General features: G+C 39.6%; 15 protein-coding genes. 11 read left to right on the top strand and 4 right to left on the bottom strand.

Annotated features, from left to right (window positions below; genetic code table 11):
- Positions 1-3: 3 nt before the first annotated feature.
- On the bottom strand, positions 4-1038 hold the full coding sequence (gene astA / locus HCZ11_RS02340) for an arginine N-succinyltransferase (protein WP_130052689.1): 1035 nt from the start codon (positions 1036-1038) through the stop codon (positions 4-6).
- 46 nt (positions 1039-1084) lie between these two features.
- Positions 1085-2290: an aspartate aminotransferase family protein gene (locus HCZ11_RS02345; RefSeq protein WP_130052688.1), complete on the bottom strand. Its 1206-nt coding sequence runs from the start codon at positions 2288-2290 to the stop codon at positions 1085-1087.
- A gap of 204 nt (positions 2291-2494) precedes the next feature.
- Here HCZ11_RS02345 and HCZ11_RS02350 point away from each other — a divergent pair, with 204 nt between their 5' ends.
- On the top strand, positions 2495-2923 hold the full coding sequence (locus HCZ11_RS02350) for an Lrp/AsnC family transcriptional regulator (RefSeq protein ID WP_130052687.1): 429 nt from the start codon (positions 2495-2497) through the stop codon (positions 2921-2923).
- A gap of 67 nt (positions 2924-2990) precedes the next feature.
- Positions 2991-4139, top strand: coding sequence for a cellulose-binding family II protein (locus tag HCZ11_RS02355; protein ID WP_130052686.1), 1149 nt, complete (start codon positions 2991-2993; stop codon positions 4137-4139).
- 10 nt (positions 4140-4149) lie between these two features.
- Here HCZ11_RS02355 and HCZ11_RS02360 read toward each other — a convergent pair whose 3' ends face one another.
- On the bottom strand, positions 4150-5073 hold the full coding sequence (locus HCZ11_RS02360; protein WP_130053026.1) for a hypothetical protein: 924 nt from the start codon (positions 5071-5073) through the stop codon (positions 4150-4152).
- Between the two features lie 42 nt (positions 5074-5115).
- Complete coding sequence (locus HCZ11_RS02365; RefSeq protein WP_167657526.1) at positions 5116-7038, bottom strand: bifunctional diguanylate cyclase/phosphodiesterase; 1923 nt, start codon at positions 7036-7038, stop codon at positions 5116-5118.
- A 1168-nt stretch (positions 7039-8206) separates the two neighbouring features.
- Between HCZ11_RS02365 and HCZ11_RS02370 the strand changes: the two genes are divergently transcribed.
- The 9 genes from HCZ11_RS02370 to HCZ11_RS02410 all read left to right on the top strand — a co-directional run bounded on the left by HCZ11_RS02370 (position 8207) and on the right by HCZ11_RS02410 (position 22668).
- Complete coding sequence (locus tag HCZ11_RS02370; protein WP_167657527.1) at positions 8207-8506, top strand: isoamylase early set domain-containing protein; 300 nt, start codon at positions 8207-8209, stop codon at positions 8504-8506.
- 8 nt (positions 8507-8514) lie between these two features.
- Positions 8515-10491, top strand: a complete 1977-nt coding sequence (gene malQ / locus HCZ11_RS02375) for a 4-alpha-glucanotransferase (RefSeq protein ID WP_167657528.1) — start codon at positions 8515-8517, stop codon at positions 10489-10491.
- Positions 10491-12728 (top strand): 1,4-alpha-glucan branching protein GlgB, encoded by a 2238-nt coding sequence (glgB, locus tag HCZ11_RS02380; RefSeq protein WP_167657529.1) that lies wholly within the window; start codon positions 10491-10493, stop codon positions 12726-12728. The genes malQ and glgB overlap by 1 nt, the downstream gene beginning before the upstream one ends.
- Complete coding sequence (glgX, locus tag HCZ11_RS02385; RefSeq protein ID WP_130052681.1) at positions 12718-14775, top strand: glycogen debranching protein GlgX; 2058 nt, start codon at positions 12718-12720, stop codon at positions 14773-14775. Before glgB ends, glgX begins: the two co-directional genes overlap by 11 nt.
- Positions 14768-17290, top strand: a complete 2523-nt coding sequence (locus HCZ11_RS02390; RefSeq protein ID WP_167657530.1) for a glycogen/starch/alpha-glucan phosphorylase — start codon at positions 14768-14770, stop codon at positions 17288-17290. Before glgX ends, HCZ11_RS02390 begins: the two co-directional genes overlap by 8 nt.
- An 18-nt stretch (positions 17291-17308) precedes the next feature.
- Complete coding sequence (glgC, locus tag HCZ11_RS02395; protein ID WP_054562381.1) at positions 17309-18610, top strand: glucose-1-phosphate adenylyltransferase; 1302 nt, start codon at positions 17309-17311, stop codon at positions 18608-18610.
- 123 nt (positions 18611-18733) lie between these two features.
- On the top strand, positions 18734-20272 hold the full coding sequence (locus HCZ11_RS02400) for a glycogen synthase (RefSeq protein ID WP_167657531.1): 1539 nt from the start codon (positions 18734-18736) through the stop codon (positions 20270-20272).
- A gap of 91 nt (positions 20273-20363) precedes the next feature.
- On the top strand, positions 20364-21578 hold the full coding sequence (locus HCZ11_RS02405) for an EAL and HDOD domain-containing protein (RefSeq protein ID WP_130052678.1): 1215 nt from the start codon (positions 20364-20366) through the stop codon (positions 21576-21578).
- Positions 21579-21585: 7 nt separating this feature from the next.
- Complete coding sequence (locus HCZ11_RS02410) at positions 21586-22668, top strand: DUF418 domain-containing protein (protein WP_130052677.1); 1083 nt, start codon at positions 21586-21588, stop codon at positions 22666-22668.

Here is a 22668-nt window from a genome sequence, read left to right on the forward strand (position 1 = left end):
TGGTTACAAACGGAAGAACCGTGCTGCATCCCCTTGTTTCAATTTAAGTGCATCTGCCACTTCTTGGCTGACGATTAACGTATGCTTAGCGTGGTTATAATGAGCATGTTTGGTGAATGTTGCTCTAAAGTCATTCACGCCTTGGTTGCAGATAGCTAATGTATCTGAGCTTTTCTCATTGATATGGGCAAGCTCACCAATAGTGATAGGGCAAACTTGTGACTCACGAACACTGCGAATATTGCCAAGTTTTGCTTCAACAGTTGGCCCTGCATCGAATAGGTCTACATAACCTCGGTGCTCAAACCCTTCTTTTTCTAGAAGTTTAAGCGCTGGCTTTGTTTTTTCATGGACCTTCCCAATCACAGCTTGTGCTTTTTTGCTCAGTAAGTTGGCATAGATAGGGTACTTAGGCATTAATTCGCTGATAAATACTTTATCGCCTAAACCAACTAAATGGTCTGCCTGTGGGAACTCAATGCTAAAAAAGTGCTCTTGTAACCATTGCCAGAACGGTGAGTGACCGTCTTCATCACTAACACCACGCATTTCTGCGATGATTGTGTCAGCAAAACGTTCACTGTGCTGCGCCATAAATAAGAAGCGCGAACGTGATAAAAAGCGACCCGTTAAACCTTTGCGGTTTTGCTCACGTAAGAACAAAGTACAAATTTCAGAGCAACCTGTATAGTCGTTACACATACTTAGAATATCAACGGTGTTATATACGTTGAGAGTGCGTGAATGGTGAACAGTTTTACCTAGATGGTAATGATACAAAGGAACAGACATACCCACAGCAGCTTCAATAGCCGTTGTACCTATAACTTCACCCGTTTCACTGTCTTCTAAAACAAATAAGTAGGTTTCGTCTTGTGGTTTATTAATGTCTTTTGCAAAACTGCGTTCCGCGCGTTCGATTTTTTCTTGTAGTAAATTGTCGTCAACCGGTAAAGAGGTAAAACCATGACCAGATTCAACAGCAATTTGTTTTAACGCAGCAAAATCATTTGCTGTTATAGGACGTAATACTTGCATTAAGTGCACTCCAATGGCGCATGCTTAAAGCATGCGCCAACTAGGATTAACCGTTTACAACGTCTGCAACCGCTTTTTCAAAGCGAGCTAAACCTTCTTTGATATCCTCTAATGGAATCACTAAAGACGGTGTAAAGCGAACAACATTTGTACCAGCAACAAGACTCATTAAACCATGTTTTGTGCTTGCTACTAGGAAGTCACGTGCACGGCCTTCAAATTTGCTGTTAAGAACCCCACCTAATAATAGACCTTTACCACGTACTTCACTAAACACGTCGTATTTTTCGTTGATTGCAGCAAAACCGTCACGTAAAAGTTGTTCACGCTCTTTAACACCTGCTAGTACTTCTGCTGTATTTACAGTATCAAAAGCAGCTTCTGCTACTGCACAAGCAAGTGGGTTACCACCGTAAGTAGAACCATGGGTACCCACTTTTAAATGCTCTGCAATGCTAGCCGTTGTAATCATTGCACCAATTGGGAAACCACCACCTAATGCTTTTGCAGTCGTAAGAATATCTGGCGTTACATCTAAACCTTGATATGCATATAAATCGCCTGTGCGGCCGACACCAGTTTGTACTTCATCAAAAATAAGTAATGCATTGTGCTTATCACATAACGCACGAACGCCTTTAACGAACTCGTTAGTTGGCGAAATAATACCGCCTTCACCTTGTAAAGGTTCCATCATAACGGCACAAGTGTTGTCACTGATAAGCGCTTCAAAAGCAGCTAAGTCATTATAGTCACAGTGATCGACTGCAGCTGGCTTAGGCCCGAAACCATCAGAGTAAGCCGCTTGGCCACCGACAGTAACAGTGAAGAATGTACGACCGTGGAAACCTTTGTTGAAGGCGATGATTTGATTCTTTTGCTCACCATGGACATCTAATGCCCAACGACGTGCTAGCTTTAATGCTGCTTCATTGGCTTCGGCACCTGAGTTTGCAAAATATACTTTATCTGCAAATGTTGCGTCTGTTAGCTTTTTAGCTAAACGCAGTGCCGGCTCATTCGTCATAACGTTTGATAAGTGCCAAATTTTTTCGCCTTGCTCTTTAAGCGCATTGACAAGAGCCGGGTGACAATGGCCTAAACAATTAACAGCAATACCACCTGCAAAATCGATAAATTCTTTACCGTTTTGATCCCAAACACGTGAGCCTTCACCGCGAACAGGAATAACCTCTGATGGATTGTAGTTTGGTACCATTACGTCGTTAAAAAGTTCTCTTGTTACTTGCATTTATTGCACCTAAATCTGGCTTAGTATGAAAAAAGTTAAATTGCAAAAAATAGGTCAGTTAAGCCGTTCCTGCCTAATTAAGCACGATGAGATTATTTTTCTTATCTATTTTTCTTATTATCTGGGTTAGAGACTTAAATTTGCAGTGCTATTTTGTGAAAAATGACTAAAATAAAAAGCAAATTAACGAACGGAGTAGTCAAATTGATAACTGCACAAGATGAAAAACTATTAGCTATTTTAAGAACCAATGCTCGTGCGAGTATTTCAGACCTTGCTAGAGCGCTTAACTTATCGCGATCAACAGTGCAAAGTCGAATGTTAAAATTAGAAGAAACAGGTGTAATCAAAGGCTATAGTGTAGACTATGGTGATGCCTATTTGAGCCAAATGGTATCGGCGCATGTGTCGATTAAAGTTAAGCAAAAACTCACTACCAAAACTAACCTTGAGTTAAAGCAGATTGATGCTATTTCACAGCTCTATGCAATTAGTGGTGAATTTGATTTGATTGCCGTTGTGCAAGCGCAAAACCTAGAAAAACTTAGCCACCTTTTAGATGACATTGGTAACTTGGATGGCGTGGAGCGAACCACATCATCGGTAATTTTAGAGACAAAGTTTAAGCGTTAACCCTTTTTCAGGTAAAATTGCTTCTATTGTCTATAATAACTCTATTTAGTTATTTAGGCTTGTATTGATGCTTGCTTCATTATTGCTCTCACTCACTGTGGCTCAGCCTTTTCAGTTAGGCACTAATCTGCCCCTTAATGCACCTCACAATGCAATAACTCATGTTGAATGTATTTTTAAGCAAATCAATGTGCCATTTAAGTTACAGAAGTTACCTTGGTTAAGAGCAAAAAGAGAAGTGCAGTTAAATCGACTTGATGGTTACTTTACTGCGAACCTGTTGTCAAAAATGCAACAATATGGTGAGCTCTCAGCCCCTATGTTTCTAGAAAACTGGTACTGGTTTACCCATGCTGATTCGGCTTCGATAGCCGAACACGATCTTCGTTATGGAGTCGTAAGAGGCAGCCATCAGGCTGATTGGTATCAATTAACTAATCGGAAAATAGAAGTCGAAGTCAACACTACCCAAGAGCTTATCAAAGTATTCAAAAAGCAGCGGGTAGACAGAATACTGCTTGATTTAGAAGAGTTTGAATTCAACGCTGTGCAGTTACAAATAAAGCCAGATGAATATAAGCAAACATTCTACCGTTATGTGCCTTTGGGCTTATTTGCTGCAAATAAAACGCTTGAGGAGTTTCCTGAATTTTTGAATGCTTTTAACAGCCACATAAGTAGCTGTTCACAAAGCCCCTTTGTATTGTCAAAAATCGAAAAACAATCCTTAGTGCGAGCGCTTTTTGAACAAATAAAAGTATTAGCTAATGCAGAGCTGGTGCAACAAGCCGTAAAAAAAAGTAACAGGCAACTAATTTCGAGTGAAGAGTTAGAGCAGTTTGATAATCTGTGGGAACAGCAGGTTATTGATAATAAACCGATTATGGCCGAAAGCTACCTAAAGCTTGAAGGTTCACAATTCTTACAAGTGTGGCAAAGGCAGATGCAAGGCATCATTACTGAAATAATTGTCACAGATAAACAAGGTAAAAATGTCATTATTAGTGCAGTCACAACCGACTATTGGCAGGGTGATGAAGCTAAGTTTTTAAATATGTATCAGCAAGATGATGACTACTACATTGATACCTTGGAGTTTGATGAGTCGACTAAACATTTTCAAGTACAGTTCAGCGTGCCTATATTCGATGAAAAAAAACATCAGATAGGCGTACTGATTTTAGGCGTTGATGTTGAAAAAGCACTCTCTAAATAATGCTTCTTCTCTATTGATTGGATCTGGGCGCTTTGCGGATGACTTTTTTTTCGACTTCATCGAGTTTTATGACATAAGCATTCCCACCTATGCCTTTAAATTCTTCGTCAGTAAAGACAATGGTGTTGTCATCATAAAAGGTGATAGCTTCTTTTTGAGTTACGATACCTAAATCAATACGTGATACATCGGCTGAGAAAAACTTATCGCCTTGAAAGTTTTCAAATAACCAAATGCTGGTGGAATCAAGAAGAACCAATTTGCTCCGGTCTGGGCTGAGGGCCGCAGATGTGATCCAACATAGCTTTTCCATTGTGGTGCAAGTTTGAAACGAATCAATCAATTCAGCATCAAAATTAGCAGCATGATCACCAACTTTATAAACTTTCGTAATACCATCGAATGGTTCAGTACGATTTTTAGTAAATAGGTATAGGTGTCGGCCAAGCGCTACAAAGGCTTCTAAATCAAAGTTACGTTGATCAGGTTGAATAGGGCTGCCATCCATCTCTGGGTAAGTAAATTTGATTATCTCTGCTTCTGTGGTGTCGCTTTTGATGTCGATAGGATTTTCTATTTTATAAATGGTTAGCCATTTTCTGTCGTTTTTATTATTGCCAAAATCTCCTAAAAAGAAGTGACCAAATTTATTTTGCGTCATATCTTCCCAATCAATATTTTTAGCATTGGTTACCAAAATTTCTTTTGCAATTGAACCATCTTCATTAAGGCGGTAGAGTTTTGGCTGATCGCCACTGTCATTAATCGCCCAAAGCCGGTTAAATTTATCAAATTCAATCCCTGAAATTTCTCTCAGTTTCGGATCTACAGTTAAACGTTTTTTGCTGTACAGGGTGTAAATGGATGAAGCAATCAACAATCCGATGACGGTGACTGACAAGGTTAATACCGTAAGTAAGCTTTTTTTTAACATTAACAAGGGAGTGGCTTTGAATAATGTGTTCATTATAACTTACTAAAGCGGCTGCTGTATATTCCAAACCCCTGTCCCAGTGACAGACACAAAGTTAATGTTATCCTGCAAGACTTTATGGCCAACATTAACTGATGACTCAGGATGACTAACTAAGTAGCCTTGAACACAGTTAATGCCCATCGATTTAACTAACTCAAATTGAGCGAGTTCTTCAACCCCTTCGGCAACGATTTTCAAACCGAGTTTGCGGCCAAGCTCGCTAACCGAATGCATGATTTCATTATACTTAAGGTTATCGTTAGCTTGTGACACAAACAACTTATCGAGCTTGATCACATCTATAGGTAAGTCTGCAAGGGTACTTAAAGAGCTAAACCCTGTACCAAAATCATCAATTGCAATAGTGATCCCTTCCCCTCGAAGCTTTTCTAATGATTCTATAATCTTATTGCTTGCTTTGATTAAAGTTGATTCGGTAATTTCTAGCATTAGCGCTTTTGCTGGTAGCCCAGTTTTAGCAAGCTTTTCCATTACCCACTCATAAATGTCGTAATGCTTTAATTGGACGCCGGATAAATTAACCGAAATAGAAACTTTATTCATACCGGCATTGTACCAAGCTGACATTTGCCGACATGATTCAAGCATGATCCAATCGCCGAGTTCCAATATCAGGTTTGACTCTTCAGCAATAGGGATAAACTCATCTGGTGTAATGAAACCTTCAACTGGGTGCTCCCACCTAACGAGCGCTTCAAAGTAGTCAATAGCACAGTCATCTACGTGGACTATGGGTTGGAAAGATAGATGAAAACTATTACTGGAAATCGCAAGACGCATCTCTTCTAACAAGTAGTGGTAGCGGCGAATTTTTTTGCCCATTTCAGGTGAATACACCTTAAATATTCCGCGGCCGTCAGTTTTAGCCCGGTACATAGCCACATCTGCCATTTGTAATAATGCTTGTGGAGTAGCTGCACTATCGGGATAAACAGCAATGCCAATACTGGCACTAATTTTTATCAGCTTATTACCTAAGACAAAGTCGCGTTCAATTTCATGCAACACATTCTGTGCAACTTCTAATGCCTTTCCTTTATTATCTTTCAAGTTAATGAAGATAGAAAATTCATCACCTCCAAGTCGAGCTAGGTTTTGTTCTAATTGACTAATTGGTGAAATGTTACTTATTTTATGATGGCGTAAAACACTACTTAAACGAGATGCAACTTGAATTAAAACATCATCTCCAAAGCTATGACCAAAAGAGTCATTAACCTGTTTAAATCCATCTAAATCAATAAATAATAATGCGCAGCTAAACTTATTAACTTCTGCAATTCTTAGCTGTTTGGCAAGATGCTCTATATAAGCATGTCGATCAATAAGGTGGGTCAATTTATCTTGATAAATACTGACTTCAGTTTCGCGGGTGTAATTAGTGATATATGTACTTAGAGATTGAAAGTTATTTTGTAACTGTTCAAGTTGAGTACGTTTTGTATGATGAGAATTGATGGCAATATTTAGGCCACTGAGCAATTCTATAAATTGATTGTTAAGAAAATCAAGTCTTTGATTTTCTATTTTATTTTTGAATCTTAAACTTACTAGCCAACTTACAGCTAACGCTAATAACAGCAAGATGATTATGTTAATAGGTGCTAAAAGCGTAGCAAGTACAAGGTCTGAAGCACTCGTTGTAATTACAGAATCCGCTGTGACATTAATTACAATATAAGCGATGTCGTTGTTGTAAATTAAGTGCTGTCCACTTAAAACAAGATTATACCAAGGGGCAGCAACAACATTTACTTGCCCTTGTTCGAAGGTATGTATGTCTATGCCTTTAGGAGCATAAACTAAATCATTGACTTGTTTAGTCAAAAAGATATTAAAGCCGTATATAAAAGCTATTAGAGTTATAATACATATAGATAAAATTCGAAGAGTATTAGCCATAAATTACTACCGTTTTGGTGTTTTTGTTTTACTATAAAACCTCACCAGTTAATGAATTGAGTATATTGTTTGTGTTTAAGATAGACAAAGTCTTTCTCATACTTTGGGGTTTGGATGAGTGCTTAATGTGAAAATTCATAGCGTTTAGTGTTATGTGTATACAACTTTAAGGTTGCATTATGGTGGTTTTCCTATGACTTTTATACTATTTTGTTTGTGTTGATAAAACAATTTTTGTTATTAGTTTTTAAATCTGGTTACTAAAAGGTTTTAAATTTTTACATTTGTACCCAATATCGTTCTGGTTGTTTTGTTTTTAAATTTTAAAGTTTATATATTTAATTATTTTATCCATAGGTTTTTAGTTTTATTTATTATCTATAGAGTTTCAGGTGGTGTTATTAATTTTGATAGAGGTGACTCTGTAAATATAGATTTCTGTGTCAGAACAAATTGCTATTACATTGCAGGTTTAGCAATGCGTACTATAATTTGATGAATGGCTTTCAGCTTTTAATTTACGCTTTTCTACTTATTGTTTTTACACTTTTACTAAGATAATTTTTAAAAACGTTAATTGGACAATGTTGAAGTTAACGGTTGTTTTATAATTTTATTTTTTAATAATTTATGTGGTAGTAGCATAGAAAGTAGTTAAGAATTTAAACTTTGTTTTTACTTATTTTGTTGGTTTATTTATAAAAACAGTGTGGCGTAAACAAGTTTTCATTTTTGGAAATAATTAGCTAATGTTTTTTGATGAGTGAAGTAGTGTCTCTTTTGGTGCTTTTACTCTAATTAATCACTTCAATTTTATTCACTTTACCCAACCTAAATTGTTATCTACTTTTTATAAGTTATGTAGAGAGCTGATAAAAATGACGCTGAAAATAAAGTATATTTTACCATCAACTTGGTTCAGTTATTGCTCGTAATAATATAGCAATATGATTGTTGTAATTTTGTATGTTTTACGCACTATTTTGGTGCAAAAAATAAACAGTTGCACTGTCATAATGCGTAAATATAGGTTTGATTTACTAACACGAACTTGATGTTTTTGTAAGCAAGATAGCAAAACCTGCAACGCACAGTTTCCGCTCAATGATTTATTAGTGCGGGACTGTGGCAAGGATTAATTTACCAATTGGTTGAATTGGAGCCCACTATGTTAAGTAAACGTTTTTTTAAAACTAAAGACGAAACCGAAGTTACCTTTGAATTCCAACACCCTGACGCTGATGATGTGCAATTAGTCGCAGAATTTACAGATTGGCAACCAGTGCCAATGAAGTTCAATAAAAAAGAACAAGTTTTCAAATACAAACAGCGTTTACCTTTAGATCAAGAATTTCATTTCCGCTACTTAATTAACGGCGAAACATGGGACAACGATCACCAAGCTGATGGTTATATTCCTAACGGTTTTGGTACTGATAACAGCATTGTTAATACCCAGCGCGCTTAGGTGTTTTAATGCAGTCACTTTCGCAGTTATATTACCTGCATGGCATAGGCTATGAATACACTAAGTACACTGGCGAACATGTTATTTTCGATGAAAGTACACGTAAGCAGGCACTTAGTTGTTGTGGTATCGATACTCAAGATGAAGATGCAATTAAGCAACTTAATTTTGCATTAGATGCAGGTACTTGGCTGAATTTGTTGCCTCAAACAAGTATTGTTGAGGCACATCAGCCTATTTTGAAAGTACGCTTAGATGAACGTTTGTTATCACGATCATGCACATTAAGCGTTCCTTCGTTAAATATTTACTTTACCCGTGAAAACTTACAGGGTTTAGAGGTACTCGGAGATTATGGTTTAAATGGCATACGTTATCTCGAACTCGCTTTACCGGTTCCTGACATGCCGATTGGATATCATGACGCGCTAATTTCTGTTGCAGATCAGCAGTCTCACAGCCAACTTTGGGTAGTACCAAAAGAGTGTTTTTCTATTGATGATAAAAAGCGTTTAGGTTTATCTATTCAGCTTTATAGCTTATGTAATGAAGATGGTTTAGGTATTGGTGATTTTGCGGATTTAGAAAAGCTGATTCAAGAAGCAGCAGCACAAAATATGGATTATGTGCTACTTAATCCCTTGCATTTATTATTTGAGCATAGCCCAGAAAGAGCAAGCCCTTATAGCCCAAATTCCCGAGCTTTATTAAATCCTTTATATATTGCTGTATCGCAATGCGAGGACGCCAAAAATAATAAGGTACTTACTAAATTATTAGCAGATAAGCCGCAACCCAATTCGTCTTACATCGATTACACATCGGTCAGTGAATTCAAATATCAAGTATTTAGTTGTTTGTATCAGCATTTTTGCGAGTTTGCCTCACCAGATCGAAAAGAACAGTTCGCGATTTTTTGTGATACGCATAAGCGTAGCCTATCCACCATGCTGGTTGGCGATCGTGATTATGCAAGTTACTTACAATGGCAAGCGCATTCACAATTAAATATATGCCAACAAGCAGCCCGTGATAGTGGTATGGCTATTGGCCTAATCAATGATTTAGCTGTTGGGTGTGCAGGTGATGGTAGTGAGTTTAAAAGCCAAAACGAACTTTTTGCCGAAGGTGCGCATGTCGGCGCACCACCAGATCCTTGGGCTGAGCATGGCCAAAACTGGGGGCTACCAGCCCTTAATCCGCAAAAGTTAAGCAAGGACAACTTTGCATTCTATCGTTCGCTTATCCGAGCCAATATGGAAGACGTTGGCGGTCTGAGAATTGACCATGTAATGGCAATTCGTCGACTTTGGTGGTGCTTCAAAAATAATTCACAGCAAGATGGTTGTTATGTCTATTATCCATTTGAGCATTTATTAGCGGTGCTTAAAATTGAATCTCACCTTAATCAATGTGTGGTGATTGGTGAAGATTTAGGAGTTGTACCGAATGAAGTACGTGAAGCTCTAAAAGCGAGCGCAATATATTCTAATGGACTGTTTTATTTCGAAAAAGATTATCAAGGCGAGTTTTTAGCCGCTGAGCATTTTGCTCCTCAAAGCTTATTAATGATAGCAAACCATGACGTTCCACCTTTTAAAGGTTGGTGGATTGGCCATGATATTACCATTAAACAACAATATGGTTTGCTAGATGAAGGGCAAGCAAGGGCTCTGTTTGATGCGCGAAACCTTGAAAAGCAACGCATGCTAAACTTTATAGCGCGCGAATCAGAACAATATTTATCGTTAGATGCAGACGCTTTCTTGGTATATGAAGCTCTGGCATCGTCTTTAGCAGCAGCACCAGCAAGGCTATTTACTATTCAAATAGATGATTTAGACCAGCAAGTACTGCCTGTAAATATCCCCGGTACAGACAAAGAGTACCCAAATTGGCGGCGTTTATTATCGCGTCCAGCGGCGGAAATTATTAAAGCGCAACAGTCATTCTTAGCCAATTTAATCTCGATAAGGAATCAATAATGCGAAGTCGAGTTCGTCAAGAGCAAAATGCACAACCTATTATTTATCAAAAACAGATAGATGCATTAGTCAGTGGTTGTTTTAGAGACCCCTTCAGCTTTCTTGGGCCTCATAAAAGTGATGACTCAAGTTATGACATACGTTGTTTTTTGCCTGGTGCTAGTAGTGTTACGGTTTTACTTGGTACAGAAAAAATCGTTGCGCAGCAACAAGGTAATAGTCACTTATTTATTGCTAATATCAAGTCAAAAACAAAGCCTGACTACCAACTAGATGTCAGTTATAGCGATGAATTTAACCATCTACAACATGATGAGTACAGTTTTGATAGCACCTTAGATGAACAGGCTATGTATCTGTTTAATGAAGGTAGTTTAGAGTATGCGTATCAACATTTTGGTGCTCATTTTGTATCTCAACAAGGTGTCGATGGAGTACGCTTTACGGTATGGGCACCGAATGCTAGCAGTGTTTCTGTGATTGGTGAATTTAACTACTGGCAGCGTAATCGTCATTTTATGCGTTTTCATCCTGCCAGTGGGGTATGGGAGTTATTTATCCCAGGGCTTAAAGAGCATCAATGCTACAAATTTGCTATCACGACTCTGACCGGAGAAGTGCTTGATAAAGCCGATCCATTTGCGTTTAAGATGCAACAAGCACCGGGTACTGCGTCAGTGCTACAAAAGCTAAAAACAGGTATTCAGCTTTCTGAAAAGGCGTTAGCGAATCGTGCTAAACGAAACTGTGTCGATGCGCCTGTTAGTATTTATGAAGTGCATGCGGGTTCTTGGCAAAGACGAGATAACGGTGAGCGCTATCTAACTTGGCGTGAACTTGCCGATAACCTTATTCCGTACACTAAAGAGCTTGGTTTTACGCATTTGCAATTAATGCCTATCAGTGAGTATCCCTTTGATGGATCATGGGGTTATCAACCCGTTGGATTATTTGCCCCGACTAGTCGCTATGGCAGTTTTGAAGATTTTGTTTATTTTGTTGAACAGTGTCATGAAGCCGATATCGGTCTTATTCTTGACTGGGTACCCGGGCACTTTCCTAGCGATCCTCATGGTTTACATCGTTTTGACGGAACCCATTTATTCGAGCATGCTGATGTTAGACAAGGATTTCATCCAGATTGGAATACGTATATATACAATTATGACCGAGCAGAAGTTCGCAGCTTTTTAATTGCAAATGCAATGTATTGGTTAAATGAGTTTGGCATTGACGGCTTACGTGTTGATGCTGTTGCTTCAATGCTTTATCTGGATTATAGCCGTGAAGAAGGGCAGTGGATTGCAAACCAATTTGGTGGTCGAGAAAACCTAGGCGCCATTGAGTGTTTAAAACAAGTAAATATGCGCTGCTATGCAAAAAATCCAGGCATAATGATGGTGGCTGAAGAGTCGACAGCATGGCCAGGGGTTACACGCCAAGTTGATCATGATGGTTTAGGCTTTGGTTATAAATGGAACATGGGTTGGATGAATGACAGTTTGCATTATATGCAACGTGATTCGATATACCGTTCGCATCATCATCATGAAATGACTTTTTCAATGGTTTACGCTTACAGCGAAAACTATATTTTGCCGCTTAGTCACGATGAAGTCGTGCATGGTAAAGGCTCATTAATAGAAAAAATGCCAGGAGATGATTGGCAAAAGTTTGCAAACTTACGTGCATATTATGCGTTTATGTGGGCGCATCCGGGTAAAAAACTGTTATTTATGGGTGCAGAAATCGCCCAACGCAAAGAGTGGAATCACGATCAATCTCTTGACTGGCATTTGCTTGAGCATATGAGCCATCGTGGTATGCAGCAAACTATCAAAGAATTGAATGCCGTTTACACAAGCACCCCAGCCTTGTATGAGCAAGACACCAACCCTGCAGGGTTTGCATGGCTTGATAGCACTAATGCTGAGCAAAGTATGTTTAGCTTTATTCGCTATGCAAAAAAAGCGAAAGACTTTGTGGTGGTGATTTGTAACTTAACTCCACAGGTATATCACGATTATGTCATTGGCGTGCCAAAATCGGGCTCTTATCAAGTCGTTTTAAATACCGACAAAACTGACTATTTTGGTTCCGGTGTTGAAGTTACCAGTCACGCCGAACAAATCATTACAAGCCAAGCTATAGAAAGTCATGGTTTTAATCAAAGTATTAGTATCTCTTTGCCTGGTCTTGCAACTATTTACCTGAAGAAGGTGAGCGATGAGTCATAGTGTCGAACTCGAAGTCGGGGTGAGCTCTCCTTTAGGTGCGTCTGTTGTTGGCAATGGCGTTAATTTTGCTGTGTACGCCCCTCAAGCGCAACATATGTCGTTGTGCTTATTTGACAGTAGTGGTCATTCTGAGATTCTCACTCTCGCGATGCATATGAACGAAGGCGGGATATGGACGCTAAAAGTGAGTCCTCTGAAAAGTGGTGCTTTGTATGGCTTTCGGGCTGATGGTGAGTATGCACCTGAAAAAGGGCTATTTTTTAATAATCACAAACTGCTATTGGACCCTTACGCACGTGATATATATGGCGAATTTACTTGGAGTGAACGCCATTATGGGCAAATGCCTGTTGGGAAATTAAGCCAGGTTAACAACGCGATTGATATGCCTAAATCACGGGTACGGGAACTAACACCTTACGCTGGGAAAAAACCAAATCATTGCTGGGGCAAAACGGTTATTTATGAATGCCATGTGGTTGGTGCAACCTGTCGTCACCCAGAGATCCCAAAATCTTTGCAAGGTAAGTTTTTAGGTTTAAGCCATCCAAGTTTTATTGAGCACCTGCGCAAGATTGGTGTGACTTGCATAGAATTATTACCTGTCCATGCTTTTATAAGCGAGCAGTTTTTAACGGCGAAAGGCTTACAAAATTACTGGGGATACAACACGCTTAATTTCTTTACGCCGCATAAAGATTATCTAGTTAATGATGATATTTGTGAATTTCAAGAAATGGTGACGGCGCTACACAAAGCTGATATCGAAGTAATATTAGACGTGGTTTATAACCACACCGCTGAAGCAGGAACTGATGGGCCTATCTTGTCACTTCGCGGATTAGATAATCTCGGTTATTACCGTACAGTTGCAGAGAAACCAAAACATTACATTAATGATACAGGCTGCGGCAACACGGTAAATATTGATTCGCCTCGGACTTTACAACTTGTGCTTGATAGCTTGCGGTATTGGGTTGAAGTAATGGGAGTAGATGGTTTTCGTTTTGACTTAGCGACGATTTTAGCTCGTAACCCCAATGGCTTTAATCAAGCACATGCATTTTTTCAAGCTATCAATCAAGATCCTATACTTAGCCAAGTTAAACTCATTGCAGAGCCATGGGATATAGGTCCTGGCGGTTATCAATTAGGAGCTTTTCCCTCACCTTGGCGTGAATGGAATGATAAATATCGCGATACTATAAGGCGCTTTTGGAAACAAGAACAGGGTGTTATTGGTGAGCTAGCAAAACGTTTACATGGTTCGTTCGATTTGTTTGAACATAACTTACGTGGCCCTCTCAATAGTATCAACTTTATCACTAGTCATGATGGTTTCACGCTTGCTGATTTAGTCAGCTACGAAAATAAACATAATGAAGCTAATGGTGAGCAAAATCGGGATGGCCACAGTGACAATCACTCTTTTAATTGTGGTGCCGAAGGTTTTACCAATGACCCACAAGTAAGCAAATTACGCTTACAACAACAAAAAAATATGCTGCTAACTTTGTTACTTTCTAAAGGCGTACCTATGCTTTCTTTAGGAAGCGAAATGGCACACTCACAAGGTGGTAACAACAACGCTTATTGTCAAAACAATCGCACAAGCTGGCTTGCATGGAAAGACTCACAACTTAGTCACCCTTTAACCCGATTTATTGACGATGTACTGCGCATTCGTAAGCAGTTCAGTATTTTTAAACACCATTTTTTTGTTCACGATAATGACCCACGTTATGAGGTCGCATGGTTTACAGAATCAGGCACTAATATGCAACAAGATGATTGGCATCAAGGCGATCGTCAAGTGTTGATCTACAGCCTGACAGACAAGCACACAAATCAAGCTTTATTGATTATTTTAAATGCAGGATCAGAGCCGGTAAATTGCCAACTTCCTAGTTTAGAAAAAGGAAAGTGGCGATTAGCACTGACCAGTATTCACCCCATGTCAACACAGTTTGTTGATAAGGAACAACAGATTGCTGCTATGAGCAGCTGGGTTTTTACCGCCAATTCAGAGGATCTAAATCATGGCTAAAAATGCCGATCAAGTATGTGTTGTAAAGGGCTGGCAGGATGCGCCTATAGTTGATGAAAGTACCCTAGACGATGATTTATCACGCCATTTTTATTATACCTTAGGGCGTGACAAAGTCGGTAAATCACAACTGTATTTATACCATGCATTAGCCTTAACTATTAGAGACAGGCTTGTTGCCCGCTGTCGTGTTACTAAACAACAAATTCATGAGCAAAAGCGCCGTAAAACAGCTTACTTATCACTTGAGTTTTTAATGGGGCGTGCACTTGGTAATGCGATTTTAAACTTAGATCTAGACGAGCAAGTCGCTAAAGCATTACAAGAGTACTGTACAGAACTTGAGCAAGTTGCAGAAGCTGAGCATGATGCCGGTCTTGGTAATGGTGGCTTAGGGCGTTTAGCAGCATGTTTCTTAGATAGCTGTGCAAGCCTTGCATTGCCAGTGATTGGCTATGGTATCCGTTATGAATATGGGATGTTTAATCAAGCTATTGAAAATGGTCATCAGATTGAACAACCAGATAATTGGCTACGTGAAGGCCACCCTTGGGAGCTCAGTGCGCCTGAGCAATCAAAGCGTGTAAAATTTTTTGGTCATGTTGAAAGCTATACTGATAAATATGGCCGTGAGCACCGTCAATGGCTAGATTCTCACGATGTCTTAGCAGTGCCTTATGACGTACCAATTCCAGGATACAAGAACGATATTGTAAATACTCTACGTTTATGGAAATCAGAAGCTACTGATGAATTTGATTTGAGCGAATTCAACGCAGGTAGTTATTCAGAAGCGGTAGCTCGTAAAAACTTAGCCGAACAAATTACAATGGTACTTTACCCAAATGACAGTAGTGAGAACGGTAAGGAACTGCGTTTGCGTCAGCAATATTTCTTATCATCAGCGAGCTTACAAGACATCATTGATACTTGGGTTAGTAAACATGGCGAAGATTTTTCTGACTTTGCCGATTACCATGTTTTTCAATTAAACGATACACACCCAAGTATTGCTGTAGCTGAGCTTATGCATATTTTGGTTGATGAGTATGAGCTTGATTGGCAAGATGCTTGGTTTATCACTACTAAGACCATGGCTTATACTAATCACACTTTACTGCCTGAAGCATTAGAAAAGTGGTCAGTATCATTATTTGCCCGATTATTACCGCGTATCTTAGAAATTATCTATGAAATCAATGCGCGTTTCTTAGCTGAAGTTGCTTTAACTTGGCCTGGTGATGTTGAAAAACAACGTGCATTGTCACTGATCGAAGAAGGCCCAGAGCCACAAATTCGCATGGCGTATTTAGCGATTGTGGGTAGCTATTCGGTTAATGGTGTGGCTGCACTTCACACTGAGCTACTTAAAGCGGGCTTATTCAATGAGTTTTATCAGCTATGGCCAGAAAAATTCAACAACAAAACCAATGGTGTAACACCACGTCGCTGGTTAGCACATTGTAACCCTGAGTTGGCTAAACTGCTTAATCAACACATTGGTGATGAATGGGTTGCTGACTTTAGCAAAATTAGCCAGTTACGCCGTTTATATGACGATCCTAAATTCCATAAACAATGGCAAGCTGTAAAACACAGCAATAAGCAACGCCTTGTTGAGTTAGTGAAAAACCGCTGTGGTGTAGAGTTTGACGCCGAAATGATGTTTGACGTGCAAGTTAAACGTATTCACGAATATAAGCGTCAGCTATTAAACGTACTGCACGTTATTCACCTTTACGACCGTATTCGCCAGGGCGATACAGCAAACATTGTTCCTCGTTGTGTGCTATTGGGTGGTAAAGCTGCACCTGGTTACTACATGGCGAAGAAAATTATTAAATTAATTAATAACGTAGCAGAAGTAATCAACAAAGATCCGCTTGCTAAACCGTATTTAAGAGTTGCTTTTTTACCAAATTACAATGTAACAGCAATGGAAACCATTTGCCCAGCAACGGATTTATCTGAGCAAATCTCTACAGCAGGTAAAGAAGCATCTGGCACAGGTAATATGAAGTTCATGATGAACGGCGCTTTGACCATAGGTACGTTAGATGGTGCTAACATCGAAATTCGTGATGCTGTGGGTGCGGACAACTTCTTCTTATTTGGTGCACGTGCAGAGCAAATTGATGATATCAAAGCGCACTATAATCCAGAGCAGATTATTCACCAAACTGACAGTCTCTATAAGGTAATGCATTTACTTGAGAGCGGTCACTTCAACTTGTTTGAGCCTAATTTATTTGACGACATTATCGCGGCGATTAAGAGCCCGCACGATCCATGGTTAGTCGCTCATGATTTTGCCAGCTTTGTAGAAGCGCAAGAGCAAGTTGAACAAGCCTACTTAGACACTGCTCACTGGACCAAGATGAGTATTTTGAATACTGCAGCCAGTGGCATGTTTTCGAGCGATAGAACCATTAGTCAATACAGTGACGACATCTGGCATTTGGAGCCATTACTGGATACTAGTGCACAGCAAAACACACAGAAGAAAAGCAGCTAGCTTAAGACGGAGAGAGTTATGCCAAGTTATGCAAACCGATACATAAGTAGTTTAACCAGAGAAACGTATGCCCTCATCTTAGCAGGGGGACGAGGCTCACGTTTACATGAATTAACAGACTGGCGTGCTAAACCAGCAGTCTATTTTGGTGGTAAACACCGAATAATCGACTTTCCACTGTCGAACTGTATTAATTCAGGTATTCGTCGAGTTGGTATTGCTACTCAATATAAGTCGCACTCGTTAATTCGTCACGTAAACCGTGCATGGGGCCACTTTAAGAAAGAGCTGGGTGAATCTGTAGAGATTTTACCAGCATCTCAGCGATATGGTGACGAGTGGTATTGCGGTACAGCTGATGCGGTATTCCAAAATATGGATATCATCCGTCATGAACTGCCTAAGTATGTCATGATCCTCTCTGGTGACCACGTATATTGTATGGATTACGGCGGTTTGTTGGCAAAACACGTTGAGACAGGTGCTGATATGACGGTTTGTTGTATTGAAGTACCCTGCGAAGAAGCTGCAGATACATTTGGTGTAATGACGGTTGATGAAAGCAATCGTGTCCGTCGTTTTGATGAAAAGCCTGCTGAGCCAACGTCTGTACCAGGTAAGCCTGGGACCTGTTTAGCATCAATGGGTAACTATATTTTCAATACTGAGTTCTTATTTGAACAATTGAAAAAAGACGCAGAAACTGAAGGTTCTGGTCGTGATTTCGGTCACGATATTATCCCAGCTATCATCGAAGAGCATAACGTGTTTGCATATCCGTTTAGAGACTCTAACACAGATGGTCAGCCATACTGGCGCGATGTTGGTACGCTTGATTCATTCTGGGAAGCCAACATGGAGCTGGTAATGCCAGAGCCTCAGCTTGACCTTTATGATCCAAAATGGCCAATCTGGACTTATCAGGAGCAGTTACCGCCAGCGAAATTCATTTTTGATGATGATGACAGACGTGGTATGGCTGTTGATTCAACAGTATCGGGTGGCTGTATTATCTCTGGCTCTAAAGTTAAAAAGTCACTGCTGTTCTCGAATGTCTATGTTCACTCATTCTGTGAAATAGAAGAATCAGTGATTTTACCTGGTGCAAAAATACAGCGAAACTGCCGAATTAGGCGTGCTATTATTGACCGCAACTGTGAGATCCCAGCGGGCCTAGAAATTGGTTACGACCACAAGGCCGACAAAGAAAATGGCTTTAGAGTCTCGAAAAAAGGGATTGTGCTGGTAACTCGTGATATGTTGAATGAACTTGCAAAAAAGTTAAAACAACAAGAGCAAGATAATAAACGACTTGCTTAAGCAATCGCGCTAAATGAAAAAGGGAGGGCATGTCCCTCCTTTATTTATATTTGAATAATATCAATTTGCTTAATTAAGTATTATTGCTGATTGGTATAACAGTTTTATGGAGTACTGCAAAGCATGCATGTATTGATGGTAGCTGCAGAGAATGATGCATTACCGAATGCCAAAGTCGGTGGTGTAGCGGATGTTGTTAGAGATTGTCCTAAAGCTTTAGTAGAAAAAGGACTGAGTGTTGATGTAGTCATACCTGATTACGGCTTTAGTCATTTAGAGCGTCATCATATTGGTGAAGTGCATGTGCCATTTGCCGGACAAATGCAAAAGCTTGATGTGTGGAAACTAGCTAAAAGTGAAAAAGGTGTAACACAACTAGTTATATCTCACTGGGAATTTAGCCGTCATAACGGTGCTGTTTATTGTAATGATGACCCCGGCCGTCCGTTTGCTACGGATGCAAGTAAGTTTGCTCTTTTTAACGCCGCTGTATGTGAAGCTTTGCTACAAGGAATTATTCGCACACCGGATGTAGTTCATCTACATGACTGGCATAGTGCCTGTGTTGCTTTATTACTAAAAACAGACAGTCGCTACAGAAAACTAGCGCATTTATTCTTAGCCTACACAGTTCATAACCTTGCATTGCAAGGGATACGTCCTTTTAAAGGCGACAGCTCAAGCCTTGAAGCCTGGTTCCCAGGTTTAGGTTATAACGGCGAAAAATTATGCGATCCGCGTTACTTTGATTGCTTTAACCCAATGCGCACTGCAATTAACTTGGTTGATAAAGTACATCTTGTATCGCCAACTTATTGCCAAGAAGTACTGCGTCCAAGTGATGCTGAAAAAGGTTTTTTTGGGGGGGAGGGCCTTGAAGCTGACTTGCAAGCTGCCTATGAACAAGGCCGCGTAGTGGGCATTCTTAATGGCTGCGAATACCCTGGAATGAAGCTTGACGACATTAGTTTAGCGAGTCTTTATCAGCATGCTGAAAATGCATTATTTCAATGGATGGCAAAAAGCCCTGTATTAGATTCAAGCTATTACATAGCTCATCAAAGATTACTTAAATTTAAAACTCAGCCGTTTTCCGGGCCATTAGTAACAAGTGTTGGTCGTTTGACAGATCAAAAAGCACTGCTACTTCGTCAGCCTTATGATAAAGGGCTCGTGTTAGATGAGTTGTGTCAGCGCTTAAAACAGCATAACGGTTACATGATTATTTTAGGTTCTGGGGATGCTGAACTTGAGCAAATTATGACATCGGTTATGGCTCGTCAAGAAAACCTGCTATTTTTAAAAGGGTACGCACATTTTGTTGGTGAATACATGTACCATTTAGGTGATTTATTCCTAATGCCAAGTTCATTTGAACCTTGTGGTATTAGTCAAATGTTAGCTATGCGAGCAGGGCAGCCGTGTTTAGTCCATAGCGTGGGCGGTTTACGTGATACTGTCGACCATCTTGTCAGTGGTTTTAGTTTTCAAGGTGAGAGTTTAGCAGCACAAAGCTACGAACTTGTTACTAGTTTTAGCGATGCGCTTGAGCTTAAGAAATCACAACCAGATAAATGGTGTTCAATATGTGAACAGGCCAAAAATGCCCGTTTTACGTGGCAATCTGTGGCAGAAGGCTATTTATCAGGCTTATATCAATAAAAAATGCGTGATTCATGGTAATTAAGTGACTTTTTTGTCAATTTCAGCTATTAATTACTTAGTGTGAGATAAAATATAAAAAGTAGGTAAAGTGGCTGTATTTGTTGCTAGGCAAGCGGTCTTTAACCGTCGTCAACAAGTTGTCGCCTATGAGCTACTATTTAGAGATAGTTTACAAAATAGTTTTCCTGATGTGTCAGAGAGTACGGCAACGGCTCGACTTATTATGGAAAACCAGCTCAATTTAGGTACCCGTCATATTACGTCGGGCAAAAAAGCATTAATTAATATAGGTCCAGAGTCTTTGAAGCTGGACCTTTGCGCGTTTCTGCCAACTCAAGATGTGGTGATTGAGTTACTAGAAACCATGGAACCTACCGACGAAAATTACGAATATTGTCGTGAGTTGTTTCATAACAATTATAAGTTGGCATTGGACGATTTTGTCTATCAACCTGAATGGGATCGCTTTTTAAAACTTATTCGTCTTATCAAGTTTGATGTACAGCAAACTCCTTTTGAAGAAATTGCTCCTGTTGTTAACAAGCTTAAAGAACATAAAAAAATAAAGCTTTTAGCCGAAAAACTTGAAACAGCTGATGATTACGACAAAGCCTATAAAATGGGCTTTGACTTCTTCCAAGGTTATTTCTTTGCAAAACCCAAAATGATTCAGCATCGCGATATTGATTACAACTACGCACTCGTATTATCAATTTATGCTGAAGTAATGCGCCCAGATCCAAACATAAGCGAAATTGCTGGCTTGTTCTCGTTAGATACCGCACTTGCTTATAAATTGCTGCGTTTAATAAATAGCGGCGTGTTTCCTATCAAGAGTAAAATTGGCTCTTTAAAACAAGCGCTAGTTTATCTTGGCCATGAACGACTGAAAAAGTTTGTGAGCTTAATTATCACCGCCCACAGTGCCCAATCAAAACCAGCCGAGCTTACTCGGCTTTGTGTTGTCAGAGCACGCTTTTGCGAATTAATAGCTCAGCGTGTTGCTAAGCAGCAAACGGGTGAGGCTTTTTTAACGGGACTGTTTTCGTTACTTGATGCCATATTAGATCAGCCTATGGAAAAGCTATTGGATCGATTGCCGTTTCCTGACGAAATTCATGCTGCTTTAATGCAAGAAAAAAATATTTTGTATTACATACTTGAAACTGTCAAAGCTTACGAAACCGGCAGCTGGTGGGCGCTTGAGCAGGCCGTTGCCTATTTAAGTATTGAAAGTGCAGATCTTCCCAAAATATACGAAAATGCAGTAAATTGGAGCGATAGCTGCAGACAAAACTTATAAGGGATTTATGCGCAATATAAATATGGATGTTTTACGGGGTATTGCGGTACTCGGCTTGATGTTTATGAACATCTACAGCTTTGCTCTATTTGAGTACGACTATACCCCAAGTGCTGCGCCACCCTTTTCAGACTCACTCATTTACACCGTAAATACAGTTTTCATTGATGGGCGCTTTAGAAGTTTATTTTGCTTATTATTTGGTGCATCTTTAGTCATTCAATGGCAGCTTTGGCAAAACGTCGAGAAGCAACATAAACGGCTACAAGTTTTGGCTTGTATTGGCCTTGCTCATGGCTTTCTATTATGGGCTGGTGATATATTGTTTATTTATGCCTGTGCAGGCTGGTTAACCCTTAAATTTAGCCAGCAAGATGAAGAAAAAATACTGCGTATGGGCATATTGTTCTTATTCCTTGGTGCTTTCATTTCATTTTTACTTGCCTTTGTAGAGCCGGAGTTTACCCCTGTAACGCGAAGCTCTGAGAGCTTTTTAATGGCGTATGATGCGGCTTATTCTTCTTACTTCGCAGGATTCGTCAGCAACTTTTTGATGTTTATTATAATGCTTATTGCTGTGCCACTGATCACTATGTGGATGGCTGCAGGGTTAATGCTGGTGGGCGTTTATCTATATAAACAAGGGGTATTTGTTGACGGCTTAACGAAAGCTCAGCTTAACATGATTGTTCCAGCGGCTATTGGTTTAACAGTTGTAAGGTTGATGATAGACCCTAGCAGCAGTGTATTTATGTACGCGATTGTGGAACCGATTAATTGGCTTGCTGCTTTAGCCGTGGCCATTTGTTATTGCCACATCATTATAAAAGTAGTTAAAAATACACCTAGTAACTGCTTGTTGCTACAGCAGGCAGGGCGTATGTCGTTGACGTTATATCTAATGCAAACAGTCGTATTTATCCTGTTTTTTAAAGTCGCATACCCTACCGCAGCACTTAATTTTGATCGCATAGATTATTGGTTGGTAATTGCTGTTGTGCTTGTTTTTCAGTTGTTTTTTTGTAAAGTGTATAGCCAGTATTTTACACATGGTCCGTGTGAATTTATTTGGCGGAAATTGTCTAGATAA

Origin of the sequence: Pseudoalteromonas sp. HF66 (assembly GCF_011806445.1) — a bacterium.
Taxonomy (GTDB): Bacteria; Pseudomonadota; Gammaproteobacteria; order Enterobacterales; family Alteromonadaceae; genus Pseudoalteromonas; species Pseudoalteromonas apostichopi.